The sequence below is a fragment of the Bacillus manliponensis genome (assembly GCF_000712595.1).
Classification (GTDB): Bacteria; Bacillota; Bacilli; order Bacillales; family Bacillaceae_G; genus Bacillus_A; species Bacillus_A manliponensis.
Map to the genome: position 1 here is coordinate 42,305 of NZ_JOTN01000001.1, position 23,645 is coordinate 65,949.

Genomic DNA, 23,645 nt, shown 5'->3' on the forward strand with positions numbered 1-23,645 from the left:
AATAAACACTTAAGTGGAATAAGACTTCATCTTATTCCACTTAAAGTTTTAAAAAGATTGGAGAATTGGAATGGAAGAAAAACAAACAGGGCTAAAACCTTTTATATCCCTTATTACGTCATCTAACGTACCAAAATTTGCGCTAACGATCGGTTTAGTTACAGGTATTATTACAACGATTGCTGGTCTAGCAATACCGCTATTAACGAAAGAATTAATTGATGGTTTTTCTGTTACTTCGCTTAGCATCCCGCTAATTATCGCCATTGTTGTTGCTTTCCTTTTGCAAGCTGCGATTGATGGTTTTTCTATTTACGCACTGAGCTTAGTTGGACAAAAGATTGTCGCAAATATTCGCGATCGTATGTGGGTAAAGTTAATTCGTTTACCAGTTAGCTATTTTGCAAAAGAATCAAGCGGTGAAACAGTGAGCCGCGTCGTGAACGATACGAATATTGTACGTGAATTAATTAGCACACATTTTCCGCAGTTCATTACGGGGATTATTTCGATTATTGGTGCAGTCATTGTCCTCTTTGTTATGGATTGGAAAATGACATTACTAATGTTAATTGCTGTTCCTCTCACACTTGCCATTATGTTTCCTCTCGGTAAGAGAATGGCGAAAATTTCACGTGGTCTGCAAGATGAAACAGCTACGTTTACAGGAAACATTCAGCAAACACTTAGTGAAATCCGTTTAATGAAAGCATCCACAGCAGAAAATTATGAAGAAACAAAAGGACTAAAAGGTATCCAAACATTATTAAACTACGGTTTAAAAGAGGCACGTATTTTCGCTTTAATTGGACCAATTATGCACCTTGTCATTATGGTCGTGATTGTAACGATTATTAGTTACGGTGGTATGCGCGTTGCAAACGGAACAATGTCAACAGGTGCACTCGTTGCCTTCTTACTGTACTTGTTCCAAATCATTTATCCTGTTACATCATTTGCAATGTTCTTTACACAGCTTCAAAAAGCAAAAGGAGCAACGGAACGTATTATTGATATTTTAGAACTTCCACTAGAAGAAGGGCAAACTGGTATTGAGATGGATATTACAAACCAACCAATTCATGTGAAACATATTTCGTTCTCTTATAGTGATGAAGAAAAAGTGTTAGAGGATATTTCCTTTGAAGCAGAACCAGGAGAAATGATTGCTTTTGCCGGGCCAAGTGGCGGCGGAAAAACAACGATGTTTGGCTTGCTTGAACAATTCCATAGACCGACTAATGGGGAAATTACAATTGGAGATACTTCCATTCACGATCTATCCCTAGAATCATGGCGCAGTCAAATTGGTTACGTGTCACAAGAGAGCGCAATGATGGCAGGAACAATTCGCGAAAACTTATGTTACGGATTAAAAAACAGCAAAGCAATTCCAGATGAACGCCTTTGGGAAGTTGCCAAAATGGCGTACGCTGATGAATTTATTAAAGAGTTCCCAAATGGTCTTGATACAGAAGTTGGTGAGCGTGGCGTCAAGTTATCAGGTGGTCAAAGACAACGTATTGCCATCGCACGCGCCTTCTTACGTGATCCAAAAATCTTAATGATGGACGAAGCAACCGCAAGCTTAGATAGCCAGTCCGAAAGCATTGTCCAAGCTGCACTAACAGGACTTATGGAGGGGCGCACAACCTTTGTCATCGCCCACCGCCTATCCACAATTGTTGATGCTGATAAAATCATCTTCATTGAAAAAGGAAAAGTAACAGGCATTGGTACTCACTCACAGTTAATCGAATCACATGAATTATACCGCGAATTTGCGGAACAACAGTTAGCATGATTGTAACCACCGGGGGACCGGTGGTTTTTTTATGTTGATGAAATGGAATCGCCGATAAACTCTATAAAACAGCCGATAGTTCATCAAAAATAGCCGATAAACTCTATAAAATAGCCGATAAAAGAAATTTTTTAGCCTACTCACATTTTCGTCGGTACTCTTCTATCTTTCTCTTTGCAAACTCCCGCGCATCTTTTTCAATCCAGCGCTCTGCGTATGTCTCGTTGCCAACGTATAGTACATGCTCTTCATGTTGCATATGATGACGAAACTCATGAAGTAACGTTTCTAACACTTTTTCATATTGCTCCCATATACAAATAAAAATGATACTCCGTTCTTTATGATAGAAGCCGCTAATTGGAAATAGAAACTCCTCCTCCTCTTCTCCTAATAAAGCAAGTACATCATTCGCACTGCACGTATCACAAAATACAACCGGCACATGTTTCTTTTCTATTAATAAAAACAAATCTTTCTTTATTTTGCTTACATCCCAAGGAAAATCAGCATCGAGTACATACCAGTTTTCGGACCGCTCATATATGTGCTCAAGTGGAAGTTCCATTATATAAGCTCCCTTCTCTTACGTTATACAAAAAAACGCTCGTCCAAAACATATTTTTCCAATTAAAATATTATACGCAAAAGGGGTTGATTTTATACCCACTATTAGATTATAATAATTATAAATTAGTAAAGATTATAAAATAAAACTCATAATAAAAGGAGTCGGATCACATGAACAAACAAGTAATCGAAGTATTAAATAAGCAGGTAGCAGACTGGAACGTACTATTCACAAAATTACACAACTTCCATTGGTACGTAAAAGGACCTCAGTTCTTTACACTACATGAGAAATTCGAACAATTTTACACAGAAGCAGCTACAAACATTGACGAAATTGCAGAGCGCATTTTAGCAATTGGCGGACAACCTGTGGCAACAATGAAAGAATACTTACAACTATCTTCTGTTCAAGAAGCAACTTACGGAGAAACTGCGGAAGGGATGGTAGAAGCAATTATGAAAGACTACGAAGTGATGCTAGGCGAACTGAAAAAAGGAATGGAAATCGCCCAAGAATCAGACGACGAAATGACATCAGACTTACTACTAGGTATCTACACAGAACTTGAAAAACACGCATGGATGCTACGCGCATTCCTTGGACGATAAAAATAAAGGCAAAGAGCTTGCCATCGCAGCTGGATATTATAAAAGCGGCTCGTTCAACACAAAGAAGCTTGGAATCCACATTCCAAGCTTCTTTCTTATATATTCTCTTCTGCTTCTTTTCTTTTTACCTCTTTTGAAGTATAGACGAGAAAATTAATCAAACTTAATACTCCAACAGCAATGCATAGGAAGAATGATTGTGTATCTCCCCCAGCATTATATTCATCAGCGATAATTCCAGTTGCCATTAATGTTAGCGCTGCAACACCACAGCAAATAACGAGTATAAACGTAAGCGAAACACCGTTAATCCACTTCTTTTTTTGGAAGATGACAACAAGCAATAGTAACACGAGCGCTGCCACTAACAATTGAAAAACAGGCTGTAAAAATACTACATCTGAAATTGGAACTTCGATAACCATATTCCCCCTACCTTTTCATTATACGAGCTGTTTCCACTTTGTCCCCATCACTGGGCGTTCATAGTGTTTCATTCTCATAAGTAGTTCTTCTGCAGTCTCTCCTGCTACAATTAATCCTTTATTTGATGGATTCATAAAACCTTCTTCTGCTGCCTTTTCTACCATTTGTAAAAGTGGTGCGTAAAACTCTGCAACGTTTAACACTCCAACTGGCTTTTCGTGAATCCCAATTTGTGACCAACATACAACTTCAAATAATTCTTCAAATGTACCGTATCCACCTGGCAGTGCGATAAATGCATCAGCTAACTCCGCCATTTTTGCTTTTCGCTCATGCATTGTCTCTACTTCAATGAGCTCAGTTAATCCTTCATGAACAATTTCACCACGGAACAATCCACTTGGCATTACACCTGTTACACGTCCGCCCAGTTTTAATACTTCATTTGCAACTTCGCCCATTAAACCAACGCATGAACCGCCATATACAAGTTCATACCCGTTCTTCACAAGCAGCTCTCCAAGCTTTTTCGCCTGCATCGTATACTCTTCTCTTTCTCCTAAATTGGAACCTGCAAATACACAAATCTTCTTCATACCCGACCCCCGAGACTAAATATTGTTGTGATACAATAAAAATTGTACAACATATAGAGGGGATGAGAAAGAAATGAACATTGTTGAATTTCAAAAGTGGGTTGAGGAATTTTATGAAAAGCGTAATTGGTCACAGTATGATTCATTTATTCGGTTAAACTTTTTAACAGAAGAAGTAGGTGAAGTATCAAGAGTTGTACGGGCAATTGAAATCGGCCGAGACCGACCTGATGAGCATGAAAAAGCAAGTGATGAGCTACGTACAGAATTAACGGAAGAACTCGGTGACGTTCTTGCAAATTTAATTATTCTTTCTCAAAAATATGACATCGATCTACAAGATGTTATGGACACACACGTAGAAAAACTTTCAAAACGTTTTAATAACATTCAATAATCATGATATAATAGCGGCATAACAATTAAGGAGGCATTTTATGTTATCTAAAAACTTACTTGATGCTTTAAATGACCAAATGAACTTTGAGTTTTATTCAGCACATGCTTATATGGCAATGGCTGCGTACTGTACTTCAGAAAGCTACGATGGATTCGCAAACTTCTTCCTTGTTCAAGCTGAAGAGGAACGCTTCCATGCGATGAAATTATATAACTACATTAACGACCGCGGTGAGCGCGCAATTATTACTGGATTTAACAATCCAAATAACGAATACAAATCTATTCTAGAAGCATTTGAAATTGCACTTGAACATGAGCGTGAAGTAACGAAGCGCATTTACAACTTGTCTGATATCGCATTAGATGAGCGTGAGCATGCGACAATGACATTCTTAAAATGGTTCGTTGACGAGCAAGTAGAAGAAGAAGCTTCCTTCGACAGCATCATTCAAAAGTTAAAACGTGTCCAAAATGACTCTAACGCGTTATTCATGATTGATGCAGAGCTTGCAAAACGTACATTTACTGCACCAGCTGAGTAATCCACCATCCACCTTCTTACTAAAAGGAAGGTGGATTTTTTTATCTTAATGTTTCATTAAAGTTACCTTAAATCTCTCTTTTTCATACATAGGACTTGCTTTACCCGCAGTATGATTTTCATGGAACGATTATAAAAGAGAGGAAGGTACTACCGCAATGAATCAACGTGTAGAAGCAATTGATGCTGTCCGTGGCTTTGCGCTATTTGGGATTTTGCTTGTGAATATGGTTTTCTTTCAGTTTGGGACGTCTGCAAATGAAAAAATAACATTTATATTTGCAGCGGATAAAGGGGCAAATTGGTTTATTAATTTCTTCGGCTCTGGAAACTTTGTATCTCTTTTCTCTTTTTTATTCGGAATGAGTATCATCATGTTGCAGGGCAGTGTTCTAAAAAAAGAACAACGATTCTTTCCCATCTATACACGTAGAATCATTCTTTTACTTATTTTTGGTTATCTGCACACGACTCTCATTTGGATTGGCGATATTTTATTTTCCTACGCATTAATGGGGATTCTCTTATCGGTATTCATCAATAGAAAACCAAAAACATTACTCATTTGGTTTTTCATCTTGCTTGCTCTCAAAATGTTTATGGCTTATCCGCAGGGATCCACTGCCGATCAATTTGAAGACTTTATACCTTACATTGAGAAAACACAGCATGTCCATGAAACTGGAAGTTATATAGATCATGTTATATTCCGTGTCACTGAAGATCCGTTTCAATATATAGACATTCCTTTTTCCGGACCATTAGCAATCGTTGTTATTTTTGCAACGATGCTATTATCAATGGCACCAATTTTCCTACTCGGCATGTATGTTGCGCGAAAAGGTTGGCTATTTCAAATTGAAGAGCATCTATCACTTATTAAAAAAACATGGCTCATAACAACTCTCTTTTCCTTGACCATTAAAATTATTGCCCAACTAACAGACCAACCAATTATAACGATGTTAGAAGATGGCTTAACTCCTATTACGATGGCACTCTTTTATGCAACTTCAATCATCTTACTTGTCCATGCGAAAAAAGCACCTCGTTTATTTCAACATATGGCGAACATGGGAAAAATGTCAGTTACTAACTATTTAATGCAATCGATTATCGCAACAACTATATTTTACGCTTATGGATTTGGATTATTTGGTGAGCTTGGAATATCTGTCGGCATCGTCTTAACACTAGTCATTTATGCTGCTCAACTCTTCGCAAGTACGTACTGGCTACAAAAGTTCCAAATTGGTCCCTTTGAATATATATGGCGACTCGGAACGTATTGGAGAAAGCCTGCTTTCCGGAAGAAAAACAAAGCATCTTAATAGGGTGAAGCTCCAATCAGTGGGGGCTGTCCCCCACTGATTGTCACCTGACCAATCGAACTTTTATACCAAAAGTGAACACGACTATTCAAGAATGACAAATACAAGATAATCCTTAACGTGGCATTGTTTATCTCAGAAAGAATTACTCATTAGAGAGGAAGGTGCTGTACTAATGAATCAACGTATAGAAGCTATCGACGCTGTTCGTGGATTTGCTTTATTTGGTATTTTGCTTGTAAATATGACTTTTTTTCAATTTGGAATGGCTGCCAGCAAACAATTACCCTATACATTTAAATCATTTGATCAAGGAGCTGATTGGTTCATTCAATTTTTCGGTTCTGGTAATTTCATCTCGCTATTCTCCTTCTTATTTGGAGTAAGCATTATTATGCTTCAAAGTAGTGTTTTAAAAAAAGAAAAACGTTTCTTCCCCGTCTATACACGCAGAATTATCATCTTACTTATTCTTGGCTATCTTCACGTCACTTTTATTTGGATTGGTGATATTTTATTTTCTTACGGACTAATGGGTATTTTTTTAGCAGTGTTCATTAACCGTAAACCAAAAACATTACTCATCTGGTCCTGTATTTTACTAACTTTTACGATGCTACTCACTTATCCTTATGAACCAGAAACAAACATGGTAGAGGATTTTGCGGCTTATATCGAAAAAGAACAACATATTCATGAAACAGGGACTTATGTAGATCATGTTATCTTTCGTGCAACGGAAACCCCATTTCAATCCATGGATACTTCTGGGCCTTTCACTATGCTTATAATCAGCCTGTTTGCCATCATCACTGTTGCACCGATTTTCCTACTAGGCATGTATGTCGCAAAAAAAGGATGGCTATTTCAAATAGATAAACATATATCTTTTACCAAAAAAGTGTGGCTTACAACTGGTATCTTTTCTTTTAGCATTAAAATTTCTGCTTTACTAGTCGAACACCCCATTCTCGTAATGTTAAAGGACAGTGTCACACATTTTACAATGGCACTTTTTTATGCGACTTCAATTATTTTACTTATCCATGCGAAAAAAGCACCGCGTTTATTCAAGTACATGGCAAATATGGGGAAAATGTCTGTCTCAAACTATTTAACACAATCCATTATCGCTACGACTATTTTCTACGCGTATGGCCTTGGATTGTTTGGTGATATTGGACTATTTTTCGGTATCGTACTAACGATAGTCATCTACGTTATTCAACTAGTGGTGAGTACGTACTGGCTGAAGAAATTTCGTATGGGACCAGTAGAGTATGTATGGCGACTCGGAACGTACTGGAAAAAGCCTACCTTTCGGAAGAAAAGCGAAGTGTCTTAACGAGCCTTAATAACTCATTAAAATTAGCTTAAATGTATCCCTTCTACACATTGTACTCCTTCTATTTGTAGTATGATTTTCGTAAATAGACTACTAGATAGGAAGGACGAATATATATGAATCAACGTATAGAAGCTATCGACGCTGTTCGTGGATTTGCTTTATTTGGTATTTTGCTCGTGAACATGACACTGTTTCAGTTTGGTATGTTTGGCAGTGAAAAAACACCTTATATTTTTGAACCATTTGACCAAGGTGCCGATTGGTTCATTGAATTTTTTGGAACTGGCAACTTTATCGCTTTATTCTCATTTCTATTTGGCGTTAGCATCATCATGCTTCAAAATAGCGTTGTAAAAAAAGAAAGGCGATTCTTCCCCATTTATACACGTAGAATGATCCTTTTACTAGCTATGGGCTTTCTTCATCTGACTTTTATTTGGGATGGCGACATTTTATTTTCTTACGGTGTAGTAGGCATTTTTCTTATGATGTTCATTAACCGTAAACCAAAAACATTACTCATTTGGACCATCATTCTCCTTGGACTTATGATGCTTACAACATACCCTTCAGAATCCAGTTCAGACGACTTTACTGATTTTGGAACATACATAAAAAAAGAACAACACATTCATGAAAATGGTAGTTATATTGATCATGTGACGTTCCGTATGACAGAAGATCCTTTCGAAGGTACTGACCTTAGTGGACCGTTTACTATTATTCTTTTCAGTATACTTATGGTCATTTACTTATTACCTACATTCTTATTTGGGATGTATGTTGCGAAAAAAGGATGGCTGTTTCAAATTGAAAAACATATACCTTTCATCCAAAAGGTATGTCTAACAACTGGCTTATTTTCTTTTTCGGTTAAGATTATTGCATTAGTAACAGAACAACCAATTGCAGTTATGCTAAAAGATAGCGTATCTCATTTAGCGATGGCACTCTTTTACGCAAGTTCCATCATATTGCTCGTCCATGCGAAAAAAGCACCTCGCTTATTTCAACATATGGCGAACATGGGGAAAATGTCAGTTACAAACTACTTAATGCAATCGATTATTGCCACAACCATTTTTTACGCTTACGGCTTTGGATTATTTGGTAAAATCGGGCTATTTTTCGGCCTTGTACTGACAGTAACCATTTATACCATTCAATTATTTGCGAGTACGTACTGGCTACAAAGGTTCCGGATGGGTCCAGTAGAATATGTATGGCGACTTTGGACGTACTGGAGACGTCCTACGTTTAAGCAAAATAAAAAAGCTTCTTAACACGAAAAGCGGTTCCGGTACTATACTGGAACCATTTTTTATATTAAGCTAGTTAAACATTCAACAACAGAGAGGAATTACATATGCAGCAACGTATCGAAGTACTTGATATTATTAGAGGTTTTTCCCTTTTGGGCATTTTAGTAGTGAATATGACGTATTTCAAATACGGTTTCGAATCATATCCTGAGTACGAGCTTCCTTCTTTAGACTTCTTAATTGAAGAGTACATTAATTTTTTTGCAGTCGGGAATTTTATTACACTGTTCTCTTTTTTATTCGGGATTAGCATTGTGATGCTACAGAAAAGAGCTCATACACATCAAGAATCCTTCTTCCCCATTTATTTTCGCAGAATTAGTCTACTAATTCTTTTTGGTCTTATACATACTATTTTCATATGGGATGGCGATATATTACTTGCTTACGGAATGATTGGTATTATTTTAACGATGTTCTTAAATCGGAAACCGAAAACAATATTCATATGGGCTAGTTTCATTTTCTTACTTTATACTGCGTTCAGTTATCCAATAGATGATGAATCATTCGAATATGATGACATAAGTGAGTATGAAATAACTGAGGCAGAAGTTCATATAGAAGGTAGTTATACAGAACACATCAAATTTAGAGTTTTCGATGAACATTACGAAGAAAAACCGACGCAAGAGTGGATTGAATTATTTACGGATGCACTTGGCTGGGGTTTTACACTCCTTCCCAACCTTTTGTTTGGTATGTATGTCGGGAAAAAAGAATGGTTATATAACCTTTCTAACTATACGCAATCTATATGGAAAGTGTGGATATGGAGTGCTACACTTTCATTTTCTATTAAAATTATCGGGCTCTTTTTAGAACATCCAATTGTTACAATGCTGCATGATGGCATTACACCGCTTAGCATGGCTATTTTCTATACAACATCTATTATTTTATTTGTTCAACATGGGCAAATGGTGGTTGTTTCTCGTTACTTCGCAAACGTTGGAAAAATGTGCATTACAAATTACGTAATGCAGTCTCTTATTACAACAACTCTTTTCTATTCTTACGGCTTTAGTTTAGCTGGAAAGTTAGGCGCCTTTTACGGTTTACTACTCACAATTATCATCTATACCGCTCAAGCCTTCTTCAGTACGTATTGGCTAACAAAATTCTACATAGGGCCGATAGAATATATTTGGCGTTTCGGGACATACTGGAAAAGACCTACTTTCATAAGAAAAAAGCAATGAGCCCACGCTCATTGCTTTTTGTCATCTTATAACATAACCCCAACGATAATCGCTGATAGGATACTTACTAACGTTGCACCGTATACAAGTTTTAAACCAAATGATGATACTACATTTGCTTGATTATTGTCGATACTCTTCGTTGCACCAGCGATGATACCGATAGAAGAGAAGTTTGCGAATGATACTAAGAATACAGATAAGATACCAACTGTACGATCTGATAAGTCCGCTGCTACTTTTCCTAGATCAAGCATCGCTACGAATTCGTTTGTTACAAGTTTTGTTGCCATAATTTGTCCAGCCGCTAACATTTCAGATGCTGGGATACCCATGATGAATGCTACTGGTGAGAATACATAACCTAAAATCTCTTGGAACGTAATACCAAATGCTGCATCAAAGATACCGTTAATTGCTGTAATTAATGCTACGAAACCGATTAACATTGCCGCAACTGTTACTGCAATTGAGAAACCTAACATAATGTACTCGCCAAGCATTTGGAAGAATGTTTGACCTTTTTCTTCATGTAATTCTAAAATGTCTTCTTCTTCAGACACATCGTATGGATTAATGATGTGAATGATAATGAAACCACTGAATAAGTTTAATACAAGTGCTGTTACAACATACTTTGGATCAATCATTTGCATGTAAGCACCAACGATTGACATCGATACTGTTGACATGGATGATGCACAAAGTGTATAGAGACGATTCTTTGGTAATTTACTTAATTGATCTTTTACTGTAATAAATACTTCGCCTTGTCCAACAATTGCCGCTGCCACTGCGTTATATGATTCTAGTCTTCCTAAACCGTTCACTTTACTTAATAAGAAACCTACCGCACGGATGATGATTGGTAAAATTTTAATATGTTGTAAAATCCCAATTAGTACTGCTAAGAAAATAATTGGTAATAATACTGTTAAGAAGAATGGTGCTTCTCCATCATTTGCTAAACCGCCGAATACAAAGTTAATCCCCGCTCCCGCATATCCTAAAATGGCACCAAATCCATCTGCTATTCCTTTTACTAATACATATCCGACTTTCGTATTTAGTAAGAAGTAAGCTAAACCTAACTGGATAACAAGCATAAGTGCAATTGGCTTATATTTAATATTTTTACGATCTGTACTTGCTAAAAATCCTAGTACAAATACAACAAATAAACCTACTAGAAACATTACGAGTTTCATATGTGAACCCTCCATCATCTGTCTGTTATCGGTCATCTAACGAATGACGTCAGACAACGTATGTTAAAAATAAAGCCCCAAAAACTATTTTCACCTTAAAAATGTAATCGTTTACAACCAACTGTAAAATATAAGTGCTACCTCTCCCACCTTGTGGGATTGATACCAGCTATAAACAAATTGTAAGCGTTATCTTTAGAAAATGCAATATATTTTTTCGAAAAAGTTTCTGTCAATTTCTCCCTCACTTCTAGTCTATTTCTCTATTGAAGCAATTTAACGATTTCTACACATATCCTGCAAAAAAATAAAACGCAATAGGCCTTTGCCCATTGCGTTTTCACATGTATATTATAACATTACCCCAACAATGATTGCTGATAAAATACTCACTAATGTTGCGCCGTATACAAGTTTTAAACCAAATGATGATACGACGTTTGATTGATTTTCATCAATACCTTTCGTTGCACCAGCGATAATACCGATAGATGAGAAGTTCGCAAATGATACAAGGAATACAGATAACATACCAACTGTACGATTTGATAAGTCTGCTCCCACTTTCGCAAGGTCAAGCATCGCTACAAATTCATTCGTAACAAGTTTTGTTGCCATAATTTGTCCTGCTGCTACCATTTCGGATGAAGGAATACCCATTACAAATGCTAATGGTGCAAACACATAGCCTAAGATTTCTTGGAATGTGATGCCAAATGCTGCATCAAAAATACTGTTTACTGCCGTAATTAACGCTACAAATCCAAGTAACATTGCTGTAACTGTAATTGCAACTTTGAAACCAAGCATAATATATTCGCCAAGCATCTCAAAGAATGATTGCTTCTTTTTATTTTCTAATTCTAGCTTATCTTCTTCTTCCGTTAAGTCGTACGGATTAATAATATGAACGATAATGAAACCACTGAATAGGTTTAACACAAGTGCTGTTACAACGAATTTCGGGTCAATCATGTTCATGTAAGCACCAACGATTGACATCGATACTGTTGACATCGAAGACGCACAAAGTGTGTATAAACGATGTTTTGGAATTTTGCTTAATTGATCTTTTACTGTAATAAATACTTCCGCTTGTCCAACAAGTGCTGCTGCGACTGCGTTATATGATTCTAATTTCCCAAGTCCGTTCACTTTACTTAGTAAAAATCCAACTGAGCGGATAAAGATTGGTAAAATTTTAAAGTGTTGTAGCATTCCAATTAGTACTGCGAAAAATACAATTGGTAACATCGCCGTTAAGAAGAATGAACTTTCCCCTTCATTCACAAGGCCACCAAATACGAAAACGATACCAGATTCCGCATATTTCAGTAATTCCCCAAATAAATTCGAAACCCCTGTAATTAAAATAAGTCCGACTGATGTATTTAATAAGAAGTACGCAAGCGCTAGCTGAATAACAAGCATCATTGCGATTGGTTTATATTTAATTTTTTTACGATCTGCACTTGCAAGAAAACCGAGTATAAACACTACGAGTAAACCTACAAGAAACATAACAAATTTCATATGATATATTCCTCCGTTTTATACGTTGAACGTCTGACCATGGAAATTGAAAAAGAATCCGTTCATCTCCAAAGCCATTATCCATTCTAACATAAAATAAATTCTTTTCCACAAAAATATTAAAATTTTTTAAGTTTTTCCTTAGAATGTTCGTTTTTTTATCACTTTATCTCCTTTTTCAACAAAAAAATATATGTTTTCAAATAAATTCCCGTTTTTATTGTTTCAAAATAGAAAAAGAGCCTTAGGATTTCCCTAAGACTCTCATTTTATCCAATATAATCGATCATGAAACATTAACCAACCTTTTGTTCCTTGCCTGCTTCTTCTCCCCAACACTCTGTATTTTTTAAGCCCGGGATAGAACTTGCAGAGAAGACCGGATCTTTTCCAGCATTTTTTTGCTTAATATAATCTGCTAATGCTGCAAATGCAAACTTAGAAAGGAAGACAATTGCAATTAAGTTTACAACAGCCATAAGACCCATAAATAAATCCGCTAGATCCCATACGATTTGAATTGTTGCTACAGAACCTAACATAACCATTCCAAGTACTACGAAACGATAAGCCATTAATACCTTTTTATTCCCACTTAAGAACTCGATGTTCGTTTCACCATAGTAATAGTTTCCAACAAGTGAACTAAATGCAAATAAGAAAATCGCAATGGCAATAAAAATAGAAGCCCAAGATCCAATATGCTGACTTAATGCTTGCTGCGTTAACTGAATACCATTTAATTCGCTAGCTCCTGGAATATCCGATAGTAAGATGATAAATGCTGTACAACTACAAATTAATAATGTATCTGTAAATACCCCTAATGTTTGAATGAAACCTTGTTTAACTGGGTGCGTTACGTTTGCAGTTGCTGCTGCGTTTGGCGCACTACCCATACCTGCTTCATTCGAGAATAAACCACGTTTTACCCCAAGTAAAATTGCTGCCCCTAAGCCACCACCAACTACTTCTTTAATACCAAAAGCATGTAGCATAATTTCTTTAAATACTGACGGAATCATTGTAATGTTTGTGATAACAACAAATAATGCAACCCCTACATAAATAAGTGCCATCACTGGAACAATCATTTCCACCGCACGTGCAATACGTTTTACACCACCGAAAATAATAAGTGCTAACATTCCAGCCATTACAAGGCCAATCATTTTTCCATCTGTATGAAATGCTTCGTCAAATGCTGCTGCAACTGTATTTGATTGCACGGCATTGAAAATTAAACCGAAGCTAATTGTAATTAAAACTGAGAAAATCGCTCCAAGCCAACGTTTGTTTAAACCTTTTTCCATATAATACGCTGGTCCTCCGCGGAATGTACTTCCATCTTTCACTTTGTAAATTTGTGCTAATGTACTCTCAACAAACGCAGACGCACCACCGATTACCGCGATTAACCACATCCAAAATACCGCACCAGGTCCACCAGCTGTAATTGCAATCGCAACCCCCGCTAGGTTTCCTACTCCAACACGAGAAGCCGTACTCATGCAAAATGCTTGAAACGAAGAAACGCTCCCTTTCGATTTATGCTCTTTACGTGTTTTCGAACTTGCTCCATCTCCTAATAGACGAACCATTTCCCAAAAATAACGAATTTGAACGAACTTTAAACGAAAAGAAAAATAAAGACCTACGCCAATTAACATTGCAATAATAATATAAGACCAAAGAATATTGTTCGTCTCTCCGATAAACTTACCTAACATCTCCATAGTTGTTCCCTCCTCTTCTCACAATAATACGATTATATTCTAAAAACTTTTAAGAATCAACAATTTTCGACAAGATGATGTTAGAAAACCTAACATGTAATTGTTACCATATGTGACATTGATAATCTTACACATTTGTAATCCTCTTGTAAGGAGAATCGATCGTTCATTTTTTCATCATACGTTTTAATAGATGTAGAGCGTTTTACAACAAGGAGGAATTATACAATGAAAAAATTCATTATTATCATTGCACTATTTGTCGCAGCAACCGGTGCATTTCTATTAAAAGGTGGCGTTATGGTTGATCGCTTAAACCCACTTGTGAAAATGGACGATTACTATACAGTCGTAAAAGAAGACGGTAAGCATTTAGGGAAAGATAACATTCGTGAAAATAGTGAGAAATACGAGCACAACTTCACAGGCTATAATACAGACGGTAAAAAGCAAGACATTACGATTCACGTAACGAAAGACTTACGCCAGGGCGCTTATTTAAAAGTGACTGCAAAAGGTCAAAACGGTAAGAGCTGGATGGAAGTTCAACCAGAAGAAATTCCAGCTGCTGCGAAAAAAGAATTAGGATTATAAAAAAGTGTCGGCTTGTGCCGACGCTTTTTTATAGTTAAATGTAAATTTTTATATATAAAGGTTTTATTTGTATATTAAATGTTATCATGTACTAAAAAGGAGAATTTACATGATAAAACGATTTCTTATCAGCTCTGCCATTTTTATCTTAACTAGTTTCGGAACAACTACAGCACTTCACGCAAAAGCTGAGCAGAAAATAATTACAAGTTCACTAGCAAATCATGAGATAACGTTTGATGGCAGTACAAGAACAGGTTTCGACTACAAAGGTATTTCCGATTTAAAAATCGACTTACATAATAAGGGAACAACTACTTTTAGATTCACTATTAAAAGTCCTGAAGATACCGTAATTGGCAGTGGCCGTTTAGAACCTGGACAAAGTATGACAAACTTATTTAGCTTTTCATATGCCGATTGGCTACCTGAAGGAGAATATAGCATTTCCGTACAGAATAATGATGGTTCTCAAGGATCTCTTCACATGGTCGCAACATTGTTAGAATAGAAAAAGCGCGGGCACATGCCAGCGCTTTTTTCGTTATACACTTTGCGTAATCATTTTTGCGCGAACTAATCCTTCTCTTACTTTTATTCCAATCCAAGCTGCTAACGCTGATTTAATAAAACCAACGATGATAAATGGAAGAAATCCACTTAGAAACGCCGCTTCCCAGCTAAGCGAAGCTGCATATTTCAAGAAAGTTGTCCCAATTACTAACGTAAGAAACGTTCCTAAAGTATTAGCAATAAGTGCGTTCCACAGTGTAAACCTCGTCTTCTCCATTAGCAATCCGATAAGAAATGCAGTTGGAATAAAGCCAAATAAATATCCACCTGTTGGACCAATTAACACTCCTAGTCCCCCGCTAAATCCAGAATATACAGGAGCTCCAATCGCCCCAAGTAGGACATAAATAATAACAGATAACGTACCATAACGCGACCCTAAAATCGTTGCTGCAAGACCAACCGCTAGTGTTTGCCCTGTTATTGGGACATATGGCAACGGAATTGTCACTTGCGCCAGTATACCGATAATTGCTGCAAATAAAGCTGATACAATTAACATACGAAATCGATTCGTTCTTTGATTATGCATGTGATCCCCCTTATTGAATACGCCATTTTTTCTATTATATTTTCTAAGATATCGCATTATAAATAGGGAGTAAACATTTTCCGTAAGAATATACAGATTTTTCGTTATATTTAATTAAAATTGAAGTTATTCGGATTTAGACCTACGCGTTCATTTTGATTTAATGCATCAATCCGTTTCATATCCTCTTCCATTAATTCAAAATCAAATACATTTGCATCTTCAATAATGCGATATTTATTTTCCCATACATAAATCCATTTATTTTTTCGAAAAACTAAATATGAGTAACCAACTTTAATGAATGAACAAAAAATTTTAAAATGAAAACCCTACCAATACAACGAATTGCGCACATAATCAAACAATTAAAAATCATTTTTATGTTATGATGAGTCTATATAGTATATAATAGAAACTATATTCAATTAAGGACATGTTTCTGTCCGAGGAAATAGTAGGTAATGTGCGGATGTGTTTTCATTTACAATGTAGGACTGTAAGTGGAAAGGCTTTTTCTTGTGTTGCAAAAAATAACACTTTACCTACATAAGGGGATTCAATTCCTACAAAAACAACATGTATGTGAAAAGGAGAATTGGAGATGCCAGAAACTATCACTCAAACAAAGCCGGAGCAAGAAGTAGTACAAGTTGCTGCTAGCCAAGCACAATTAGATGTACTTGATCAGCTATTAAAGCCTGAAGTACAAGAATCTTTAACAACGTTAGTAGAACAACTTCCTAAATTAACAGAACTTGTTAACATCTTAACGAAGTCTTATGACTTTGCTCAAGCGGTAGCGACGGATGAAGTCTTAAAGAACGATACAGTTCACGCGGTTCAAGAAATCATGGAACCTGTAACAGAAACAGTAAAGACAGTTGCCGCAACTGCAATTGAAGCAAAAGATCGTGCGGAAGAAAGCAATGAAGTAATCGGTCTGTTTGGCCTTTTAAAAATGTTAAAAGACCCACAAGCACAAAAGCTATTCCGTTTTGTGAATGCTTATCTGCAAGTTACGGCAGAACGCAATAATCATAAATAATTCTTTTTTACACAACAATTCGTAAAAACGGGGGATATTTATTATGACTAAAAAAATCGTCATCTTAGGCGCAGGTTACGGCGGACTTCTTGCCGCTCAAAACATTCGTAAATACTACAGCAAGTCTGAAGCACAAGTTACTGTAATTAACCAATACCCAACGCACCAAATCATTACAGAACTACACCGCCTTGCAGCTGGTAACATCACAGAGAAGGCAATTGCAATGCCAATTGAAAAGCTTCTAAAAGGATTAGATGTAGATTTAAAAATCGCAACTGTTGAATCTTTCTCTGTTGATAAGAAGGAAGTAAAACTAGTAGGAAGCACAACACTTAGCTATGACGCACTTGTTGTTGCATTAGGAAGTAAAACGGCTTACTTCGGTATTCCTGGACTAGAAGAACATAGTATGGTATTAAAATCTACTGCAGATGCAAACAAAATCTTTAATCATGTAGAAGATCGTATCCGCGCTTACGCTGAAACAAAGAATGAAGCAGATGCTACAATCTTAATCGGAGGCGGTGGCTTAACTGGCGTTGAGTTAGTTGGGGAGCTTGCGGACGAAACACCAAAACTTGCGAAGAAATACGGCGTAAATCCAAAAGACATCAAATTATTACTAGTAGAAGCAGGTCCAAAGATTCTTCCTGTTTTACCAGACGACTTAATCGAGCGCGCAACGAAGAGCCTAGAATCCCGCGGCGTTACGTTCTTAACTGGTCTTCCTGTAACAAATGTAGAAGGCAACACAATTGACTTAAAAGACGGTCAAAAAATCGTTGCAAATACATTCGTTTGGACAGGCGGCGTACAAGGAAACCCACTAGTTGGCGAATCTGGCCTTGAAGTAAACCGCGGTCGTGCAACTGTAAACGAATTCTTACAATCAACTTCTCACAGCGACGTATTCATCGCAGGAGATAGCGCAGTATACTTTGGCGAGGATGGCCGTCCTTATCCACCAACTGCACAAATCGCATGGCAAATGGGTGAGCTAATTGGTTACAACTTATTTGCATACTTAGAAGGAAAAGCATTCGAAACGTTCGCACCAGTAAACTCTGGTACACTTGCAAGTTTAGGACGCAAAGATGCAGTTGCGACAATTGGAGCAAACTCTATCCCATTAAAAGGTATGCCTGCAACATTAATGAAAGAAGCAAGTAACGTTCGTTACTTATCACATATTAAAGGACTATTTAGCTTAGCTTATTAATCCAATCTGCCTGAACGAATCATTTCGTTTAGGCTTTTTTATTGTATTCGTCAAAAACGATGTATTTCCTGCAAAAACAAAACCCTTACGTCATTTTTTCAACGTAAAGGTCACTTGTTATTCTTTATCTTCACCAATAATACGTACTTCTCTTTCTAACTCTACATCAAACTTTTCTTTTACTGTTTTTTGCACAAACTGAATTAAATCGATGTAATCTTGCGCTGTTCCGTTATCAACATTCACCATAAATCCAGCATGCTTTGTGGATACTTCTACACCGCCAATACGCTTTCCTTGCAGACCGCTATCTTGAATCAATTTTCCAGCGAAATGATTTGGCGGGCGTTTGAATACACTACCACACGACGGATACTCAAGTGGTTGCTTTGATTCACGTAAATACGTTAATTCATCCATTTTCGCTTTAATTACTTCATACTTGCCATCTTCAAGTTCAAAAGTCGCTTCAAGAATAATGTAATCCTTATTTGCAAATGCACTTTTACGATAGCCAAACGCAAAGTCATCTTGAAGTAACGTCTTGAATTCTCCTTCTCTTGTCATAACAAGTGCTTTTGTTAATACATATGAGATTTCACCGCCGTACGCGCCTGCATTCATATATAAAGCACCCCCAACACTTCCAGGAATACCACAAGCAAACTCAAGTCCCGTTAAACGATAATCTAACGCTATTCTTGATACATCAATAATCGCTGCTCCGCTTTGCGCCACAATAGTCTGCCCCGTTACAGTTACATCAGTTAGTTTCACTAAGCTTAGCGTAATGCCACGAATACCGCCATCCTTAATAATCACGTTCGTTCCATTTCCTAAATACGTAATCTTAATACTATGCTCTGCTGCAAATTGAATAACATGCTGCACTTCTTCATACGTAGAAGGTGCTACAAAAATATCAGCCTTCCCGCCTAATTTAATAAACGTATGGTTGCGTAACATTTCATCTTGCTTTATATTTTCTGCTTTTAATTTCGTACTTAACTGTTTGTAAATTTCATTTTTGTTCATTTTGAATTACCCTCTATTTCTATTAAATAATTGATTTTGGGGCAGTAATTCTTACACTATATATCTTACACCTAATCAAGAAAAGATGGAACGAAACTTTAAAAGTCAAAAAAATACAAAAAAATACTACCCTCTTTTCAAGGGTAGTATTTCATCTTTATTTTCGTAAAATATCTTCAAGCTGCTGAACCTGCATCGCTACAGCGTCAAGCGTTTCAACAGAACGATTATTTCGTTTCTTTTCTTCTTCTACACTTACCAACACTTCTTCTGTTGCGGCTGAAGTTTCTTGAATAACGCCTGTCGCATGTGTCACATCTTGGACAATATTTGTTGTTTTCACTTGGAAGTTTTCTTGATGTGTGACAATTTCTGTCATCAGTCCATTAATGGATTGAATGAATGAACCAAGATTATTTACATTGGATAAGACTTCAGACAACATGTTATTACATTCTTCTTGCACACGCTCACCTTTTCGAACTTGCTCATCCACTTTGCTTGCCTGCTCACTAAAGTCTCGCAAAATCCCTTGAATTCTTCCCGTAGAACGATTCGATTCTTCCGCTAGTTTTAACACTTCATTTGCAACAATCGCAAACCCTTTTCCATGTTCACCAGCACGGGCGGCTTCAATATTTGCATTTAACGCAAGCATACTCGTTTGATTAGAAATATTTTTTATCACATCTACAATTTCTGTAATCTTTTTCGATTGCTCCATTAGTTCTCCAAAAATAAGACCTGACTGCGTGACAACATCATTTAAACTTCTCATGTTTTCTTCAAAGCTTTTTAGCTTTGTTACACTCACATTTGAAGCATCTAAACTTTCATCTACACTTACAGAAACTTCCCTTACTTGCTGAATAATTTGGGAAATGTTCGTTTCAATTTCACTTAGCACCGTCACTGAACGCGACATCATTTCTGATTGCGACTGCGTTCCGGCCGCTACTTCTTCAAACGCCTCATTAATATCTCCCATTGATGCCATCGATGTATGCATATTATTTTTCAGATGACCAAACTGTTCATCTAGTTTTAACACAGTCGCCTCAATTAGCTGCTGGGTACGCTCCAGTTCTTCTGCTTTTTCCAATACCTCTTGCTTCTCATTATGTAGACGCTGAATTAAACTTTGTCCAATTCGAGTTACTCCCCACATCGCCATTGTTACAATTGCAAGTAACAACGCAAAATTTAACGCTTCAGATGCGGTTGTATAAGCAAAAAACTCTTCTGTGAAAAAGTGACAAAATACGAAGGAACAGAAAACGGCCACTCCTCCAAGCATTAAAATGAGTCGCTCATTCAAGTAGATTAAAGAGACCGCAAGTGTGAAATACACCATTTGAAACATAGCAGGTGTTTCATTGAACGCTTGCACCATAATGAATGACATCGCTAGTAACATAAAAGTCATCACATATTTATAGATAGAAACCATTTTCGGTATAAATAATAGCCCAATGCCAAATCCCATTAAACTAATACCACCAATCCAAAACGCAATTGCTCGTTCTGTAAATGTATATCCGTAATAACTAATCGAACCAAGTCCAAGTACAAAGCTACAAATCATGATGAAGAATAACAAATGGTTCTTTTGCTTCTCTTGCTCAAGGTTAGAAAAACACGTTCTCTTTAACCACTCCATCGGTTTCCCCCTATTATTTTAGCTTCAGCACCGTACTAACCGGATTATGATCGCTGTTTTCGAACTTTAAATCATGTCCTTGTACACTCACAATTTCCACATTCGGAGATACTAAAAATCCATCGATAATCGTAACGAAATTCTCACCTTCAACGTAGCTCTTCACGTTATCGCGAACTGTCCAAACACTATCATCAACTGCCCACTGGAATCCACCATCAGTGAAATCTTCTGGAAGTTGCACTAACCACTCTGGCCAATCTTCTTTAAACTCCGGATCACTTAACTGTACATCAGATAATAACTGATTCCAGTCCCCGCCAAGCACAATATAATCACCATTTTTATAATGCTTATTAATATATTCTTTCAAAAACGCAACTTGTTGTTTTCGAATGCTTCCGCCCTTATCGTATGCAGATAAGTGAACGTTCACCATACGTAAATACTTCCCGTTATCAACTGGGACTTTATGCTCAACAATCGCTCGCTCTAACTCGAATAATTGACGAATCCACATTTCTCTTCCTGGAAGCTGATATCTTGTCGCCTCTTCTACTTTGTATTTTGAGAACGAACCAAGTCCACCATTCGCATACCCATGCGGCTTCGTAATTGGCACCGGTACCCACTGTGCATTAAAGTTGTAACCAAGTGTAGATGCATGATTTGGCAATCCTTCTTGGAACGCCTTATATTGGTTCACATCAAATGAACGAAGTGACTTCTCATCCATTTCTTGCACTAACATAAAATCAGAATCTTCCTTTTGTAAGAAAGATAACATATTATTCGTATTCTCTACCGTTTGTTCTTTACTGCTAGAACGTGAACCTGTTCCTCCATCTAAGAAGAAATCTTGATCCTTATCTAAACCACCGTAGCCAATATTAAATGTCGTCGTCTTAAACTCTTCTCCAACTTTCAAAACGCGTTCGTTATTATTTGCTACCTTTAACTTCTCAACATCCTTATGTTTTACATCCGTAATTGCCACATATGCAAGAAACGCTGCAAAGGCACCGAATATCGTTCCTACTACTCCTAACAAAATCTTCACTATCTTCTTCAAGCTCATGACTCCCTTATTCTCTTTTTGTAATGTGCATACGGAATTATTTTAACATGTTTGTTAGTTTGTTTCATTCAGTTTATCTTAATATTAAGTTTTAATTATAATTGAGGATTCAGCCAAAATTCTGTGTAATTCAGTCACTGTTTCATTTTTCCGGCCAAAACCAAGGAGGATTTGGTCATTTTTCATTTTTTTCAGCCAAAATCAACTATAATTCAGTCAAAACACTATTTTAATTCCTCAAACGAAAGTTCATACTTCCGACTTTTTGTCTCCCCACTATATGGAAAACACATCTTTATGAGTAACTTCTTTGTAACATCACTAGAGTCAATAGTAAGAAATTCTTTCATCTCTTTATTGGTCACTGTTTTTCCAATCAAAAGGGCATAATCCTTCATCGCTTGTACATGTGCCTCTTTAGAAAGAAAGCTACAATTCGAACACTTCCAATTAGCAAAAATGCGATTCATCCTCCACAAACACTTCGGACATTGCACTCCTTTAATCAGCTCATGCACCCCAATCCCATACTTTTTCAAAACGTCTACATATAGCGGCACACACTCACCATAAATACGCTCTGCTAATCGCCGCAAGTCATGTTCACTAAGTAATTCTTCTTTATACCTCATTTCAAGTTCCTCAATTTTATTTAACAAATTCGCACTATGTATCATCTTTCCAGAAAGATCATCATCACCCGCTTGCCGCACAATCGTCCGGTGATGACTAATTACTGCAAGCCAAGCGATTCAACCGGAATGTTCAGCCCTAACCACTTGCACAGCTGTCTCTTCTGCCTATCCATTTGCAAAATTGGATCGGGAAATCCCTCTCTTTTCTCATCCGTCACACGAATCAGCTGATGAAACTCCGAATCAAAAATAAGCGTACCAAAAATATTTTTTACTTCTAAAAAAAGAAGAAATTTTGAACTTAAAATGAGTGTATCTAGTTGAAAGTAGTGACTACCATCGAATAAACGAATATCGTGAAGTATCATATATTTCTCAGTCATCAAAAAAGTAAGTTGATAATCAACAGATTGCTCGCCTTTATACCCCGTCTTTTGTTTCTTTATATCATCTGCAATCTCTTCGCATTTTGGATGATGCTCCGGAAGTCTTCGCCACAATGCTTCTAATTGCAAAAAGTGAATGGGGAGCTTTCGTTCTTTTATAATCATGATCTCGCCTCCTCGTACGCCTTTACCATATACAATTTGATAACTGCTGTATATTTGCTAAAAATGTATTTTCAAGCAAGAAAAAT

22 protein-coding genes and 2 pseudogenes are annotated in these 23,645 nt (G+C 36.8%); 12 read left to right on the forward strand and 12 right to left on the reverse strand.

Annotation, left to right across the window (positions count from 1 at the left end):
* The first annotated feature begins 70 nt into the window (after positions 1 to 70).
* A complete protein-coding gene (locus tag BAMA_RS00185) occupies positions 71 to 1,804 on the forward strand; it encodes an ABC transporter ATP-binding protein (RefSeq protein WP_034634867.1) in 1,734 nt (577 codons plus the stop codon).
* A 136-nt stretch (positions 1,805 to 1,940) separates the two neighbouring features.
* Here the strand turns inward: BAMA_RS00185 and BAMA_RS00190 are convergent, their stop codons facing one another.
* Positions 1,941 to 2,372: a DUF3920 family protein gene (locus BAMA_RS00190; RefSeq protein WP_034634869.1), complete on the reverse strand. Its 432-nt coding sequence runs from the start codon at positions 2,370 to 2,372 to the stop codon at positions 1,941 to 1,943.
* 173 nt (positions 2,373 to 2,545) lie between these two features.
* Here BAMA_RS00190 and BAMA_RS00195 point away from each other — a divergent pair, with 173 nt between their 5' ends.
* Entirely contained in the window at positions 2,546 to 2,986 is a 441-nt protein-coding gene (locus BAMA_RS00195; RefSeq protein ID WP_034634872.1) for a Dps family protein, read from the forward strand.
* Between the two features lie 95 nt (positions 2,987 to 3,081).
* Here BAMA_RS00195 and BAMA_RS00200 read toward each other — a convergent pair whose 3' ends face one another.
* Together BAMA_RS00200 and BAMA_RS00205 are read right to left on the reverse strand one after the other, a co-directional pair.
* Complete coding sequence (locus tag BAMA_RS00200) at positions 3,082 to 3,411, reverse strand: hypothetical protein (protein WP_235184401.1); 330 nt, start codon at positions 3,409 to 3,411, stop codon at positions 3,082 to 3,084.
* A gap of 18 nt (positions 3,412 to 3,429) precedes the next feature.
* Positions 3,430 to 4,008 carry an LOG family protein gene (locus BAMA_RS00205; protein ID WP_034634874.1) on the reverse strand — a complete coding sequence of 193 codons (579 nt, stop codon included), beginning with the start codon at positions 4,006 to 4,008 and terminating at the stop codon, positions 3,430 to 3,432.
* Between the two features lie 73 nt (positions 4,009 to 4,081).
* Here BAMA_RS00205 and BAMA_RS00210 point away from each other — a divergent pair, with 73 nt between their 5' ends.
* The 6 genes from BAMA_RS00210 (at position 4,082) to BAMA_RS00235 (ending at position 10,154) form a co-directional block, all read left to right on the forward strand.
* Positions 4,082 to 4,405, forward strand: a complete 324-nt coding sequence (locus tag BAMA_RS00210; RefSeq protein ID WP_034634875.1) for a MazG nucleotide pyrophosphohydrolase domain-containing protein — start codon at positions 4,082 to 4,084, stop codon at positions 4,403 to 4,405.
* Positions 4,406 to 4,445: 40 nt separating this feature from the next.
* Positions 4,446 to 4,952 (forward strand): ferritin, encoded by a 507-nt coding sequence (locus BAMA_RS00215; protein ID WP_034634877.1) that lies wholly within the window; start codon positions 4,446 to 4,448, stop codon positions 4,950 to 4,952.
* 157 nt (positions 4,953 to 5,109) lie between these two features.
* Complete coding sequence (locus tag BAMA_RS00220; protein ID WP_034634878.1) at positions 5,110 to 6,282, forward strand: DUF418 domain-containing protein; 1,173 nt, start codon at positions 5,110 to 5,112, stop codon at positions 6,280 to 6,282.
* A gap of 175 nt (positions 6,283 to 6,457) precedes the next feature.
* Complete coding sequence (locus BAMA_RS00225; protein WP_034634880.1) at positions 6,458 to 7,627, forward strand: DUF418 domain-containing protein; 1,170 nt, start codon at positions 6,458 to 6,460, stop codon at positions 7,625 to 7,627.
* Between the two features lie 116 nt (positions 7,628 to 7,743).
* On the forward strand, positions 7,744 to 8,913 hold the full coding sequence (locus BAMA_RS00230) for a DUF418 domain-containing protein (RefSeq protein ID WP_034634882.1): 1,170 nt from the start codon (positions 7,744 to 7,746) through the stop codon (positions 8,911 to 8,913).
* An 83-nt stretch (positions 8,914 to 8,996) separates the two neighbouring features.
* Positions 8,997 to 10,154: a DUF418 domain-containing protein gene (locus tag BAMA_RS00235; RefSeq protein WP_034634883.1), complete on the forward strand. Its 1,158-nt coding sequence runs from the start codon at positions 8,997 to 8,999 to the stop codon at positions 10,152 to 10,154.
* Between the two features lie 26 nt (positions 10,155 to 10,180).
* Here the strand turns inward: BAMA_RS00235 and BAMA_RS00240 are convergent, their stop codons facing one another.
* From BAMA_RS00240 to BAMA_RS00250, 3 genes are all read right to left on the reverse strand, one after another.
* Entirely contained in the window at positions 10,181 to 11,362 is a 1,182-nt protein-coding gene (locus BAMA_RS00240) for a NupC/NupG family nucleoside CNT transporter (protein ID WP_034634884.1), read from the reverse strand.
* 351 nt (positions 11,363 to 11,713) lie between these two features.
* The gene (locus BAMA_RS00245) at positions 11,714 to 12,895 is read right to left on the reverse strand and encodes a NupC/NupG family nucleoside CNT transporter (protein WP_034634885.1); all 1,182 of its coding nucleotides are present in this window, start codon (positions 12,893 to 12,895) and stop codon (positions 11,714 to 11,716) included.
* A gap of 296 nt (positions 12,896 to 13,191) precedes the next feature.
* Positions 13,192 to 14,631, reverse strand: coding sequence for an alanine/glycine:cation symporter family protein (locus BAMA_RS00250; RefSeq protein WP_034634886.1), 1,440 nt, complete (start codon positions 14,629 to 14,631; stop codon positions 13,192 to 13,194).
* A gap of 228 nt (positions 14,632 to 14,859) precedes the next feature.
* On the opposite strand from BAMA_RS00250, the gene BAMA_RS00255 reads away from it, so the two are divergent.
* Both BAMA_RS00255 and BAMA_RS00260 read left to right on the forward strand, forming a co-directional pair.
* Entirely contained in the window at positions 14,860 to 15,225 is a 366-nt protein-coding gene (locus tag BAMA_RS00255) for a YxeA family protein (RefSeq protein ID WP_034634888.1), read from the forward strand.
* Between the two features lie 109 nt (positions 15,226 to 15,334).
* A complete protein-coding gene (locus BAMA_RS00260; RefSeq protein ID WP_034634890.1) occupies positions 15,335 to 15,736 on the forward strand; it encodes a hypothetical protein in 402 nt (133 codons plus the stop codon).
* Positions 15,737 to 15,769: 33 nt separating this feature from the next.
* On the opposite strand, the gene BAMA_RS00265 is transcribed toward BAMA_RS00260, so the two are convergent.
* Together BAMA_RS00265 and BAMA_RS25070 are read right to left on the reverse strand one after the other, a co-directional pair.
* On the reverse strand, positions 15,770 to 16,330 hold the full coding sequence (locus tag BAMA_RS00265) for a biotin transporter BioY (protein ID WP_034634891.1): 561 nt from the start codon (positions 16,328 to 16,330) through the stop codon (positions 15,770 to 15,772).
* A gap of 110 nt (positions 16,331 to 16,440) precedes the next feature.
* A pseudogene (locus BAMA_RS25070) lies at positions 16,441 to 16,569 on the reverse strand (aldo/keto reductase); the annotation flags it as partial.
* Between the two features lie 365 nt (positions 16,570 to 16,934).
* Between BAMA_RS25070 and BAMA_RS00270 the strand changes: the two are divergent.
* Positions 16,935 to 17,378 carry a helical membrane plugin domain-containing protein gene (locus tag BAMA_RS00270; RefSeq protein WP_034634893.1) on the forward strand — a complete coding sequence of 148 codons (444 nt, stop codon included), beginning with the start codon at positions 16,935 to 16,937 and terminating at the stop codon, positions 17,376 to 17,378.
* Positions 17,379 to 17,421: 43 nt separating this feature from the next.
* Positions 17,422 to 18,600 carry an NAD(P)/FAD-dependent oxidoreductase gene (locus BAMA_RS00275; RefSeq protein WP_034634895.1) on the forward strand — a complete coding sequence of 393 codons (1,179 nt, stop codon included), beginning with the start codon at positions 17,422 to 17,424 and terminating at the stop codon, positions 18,598 to 18,600.
* Between the two features lie 117 nt (positions 18,601 to 18,717).
* On the opposite strand, the gene murB is transcribed toward BAMA_RS00275, so the two are convergent.
* From murB to BAMA_RS00295, 4 genes and pseudogenes are all read right to left on the reverse strand, one after another.
* Positions 18,718 to 19,635 carry a UDP-N-acetylmuramate dehydrogenase gene (gene murB / locus BAMA_RS00280; protein ID WP_034634897.1) on the reverse strand — a complete coding sequence of 306 codons (918 nt, stop codon included), beginning with the start codon at positions 19,633 to 19,635 and terminating at the stop codon, positions 18,718 to 18,720.
* A 157-nt stretch (positions 19,636 to 19,792) separates the two neighbouring features.
* A complete protein-coding gene (locus BAMA_RS00285; protein WP_034634899.1) occupies positions 19,793 to 21,295 on the reverse strand; it encodes a DUF4077 domain-containing protein in 1,503 nt (500 codons plus the stop codon).
* A gap of 13 nt (positions 21,296 to 21,308) precedes the next feature.
* Entirely contained in the window at positions 21,309 to 22,367 is a 1,059-nt protein-coding gene (locus tag BAMA_RS00290; RefSeq protein ID WP_034634900.1) for an endonuclease/exonuclease/phosphatase family protein, read from the reverse strand.
* 230 nt (positions 22,368 to 22,597) lie between these two features.
* Positions 22,598 to 23,559, reverse strand: a pseudogene (locus BAMA_RS00295) (nuclease-related domain-containing protein).
* Positions 23,560 to 23,645: the final 86 nt, after the last annotated feature.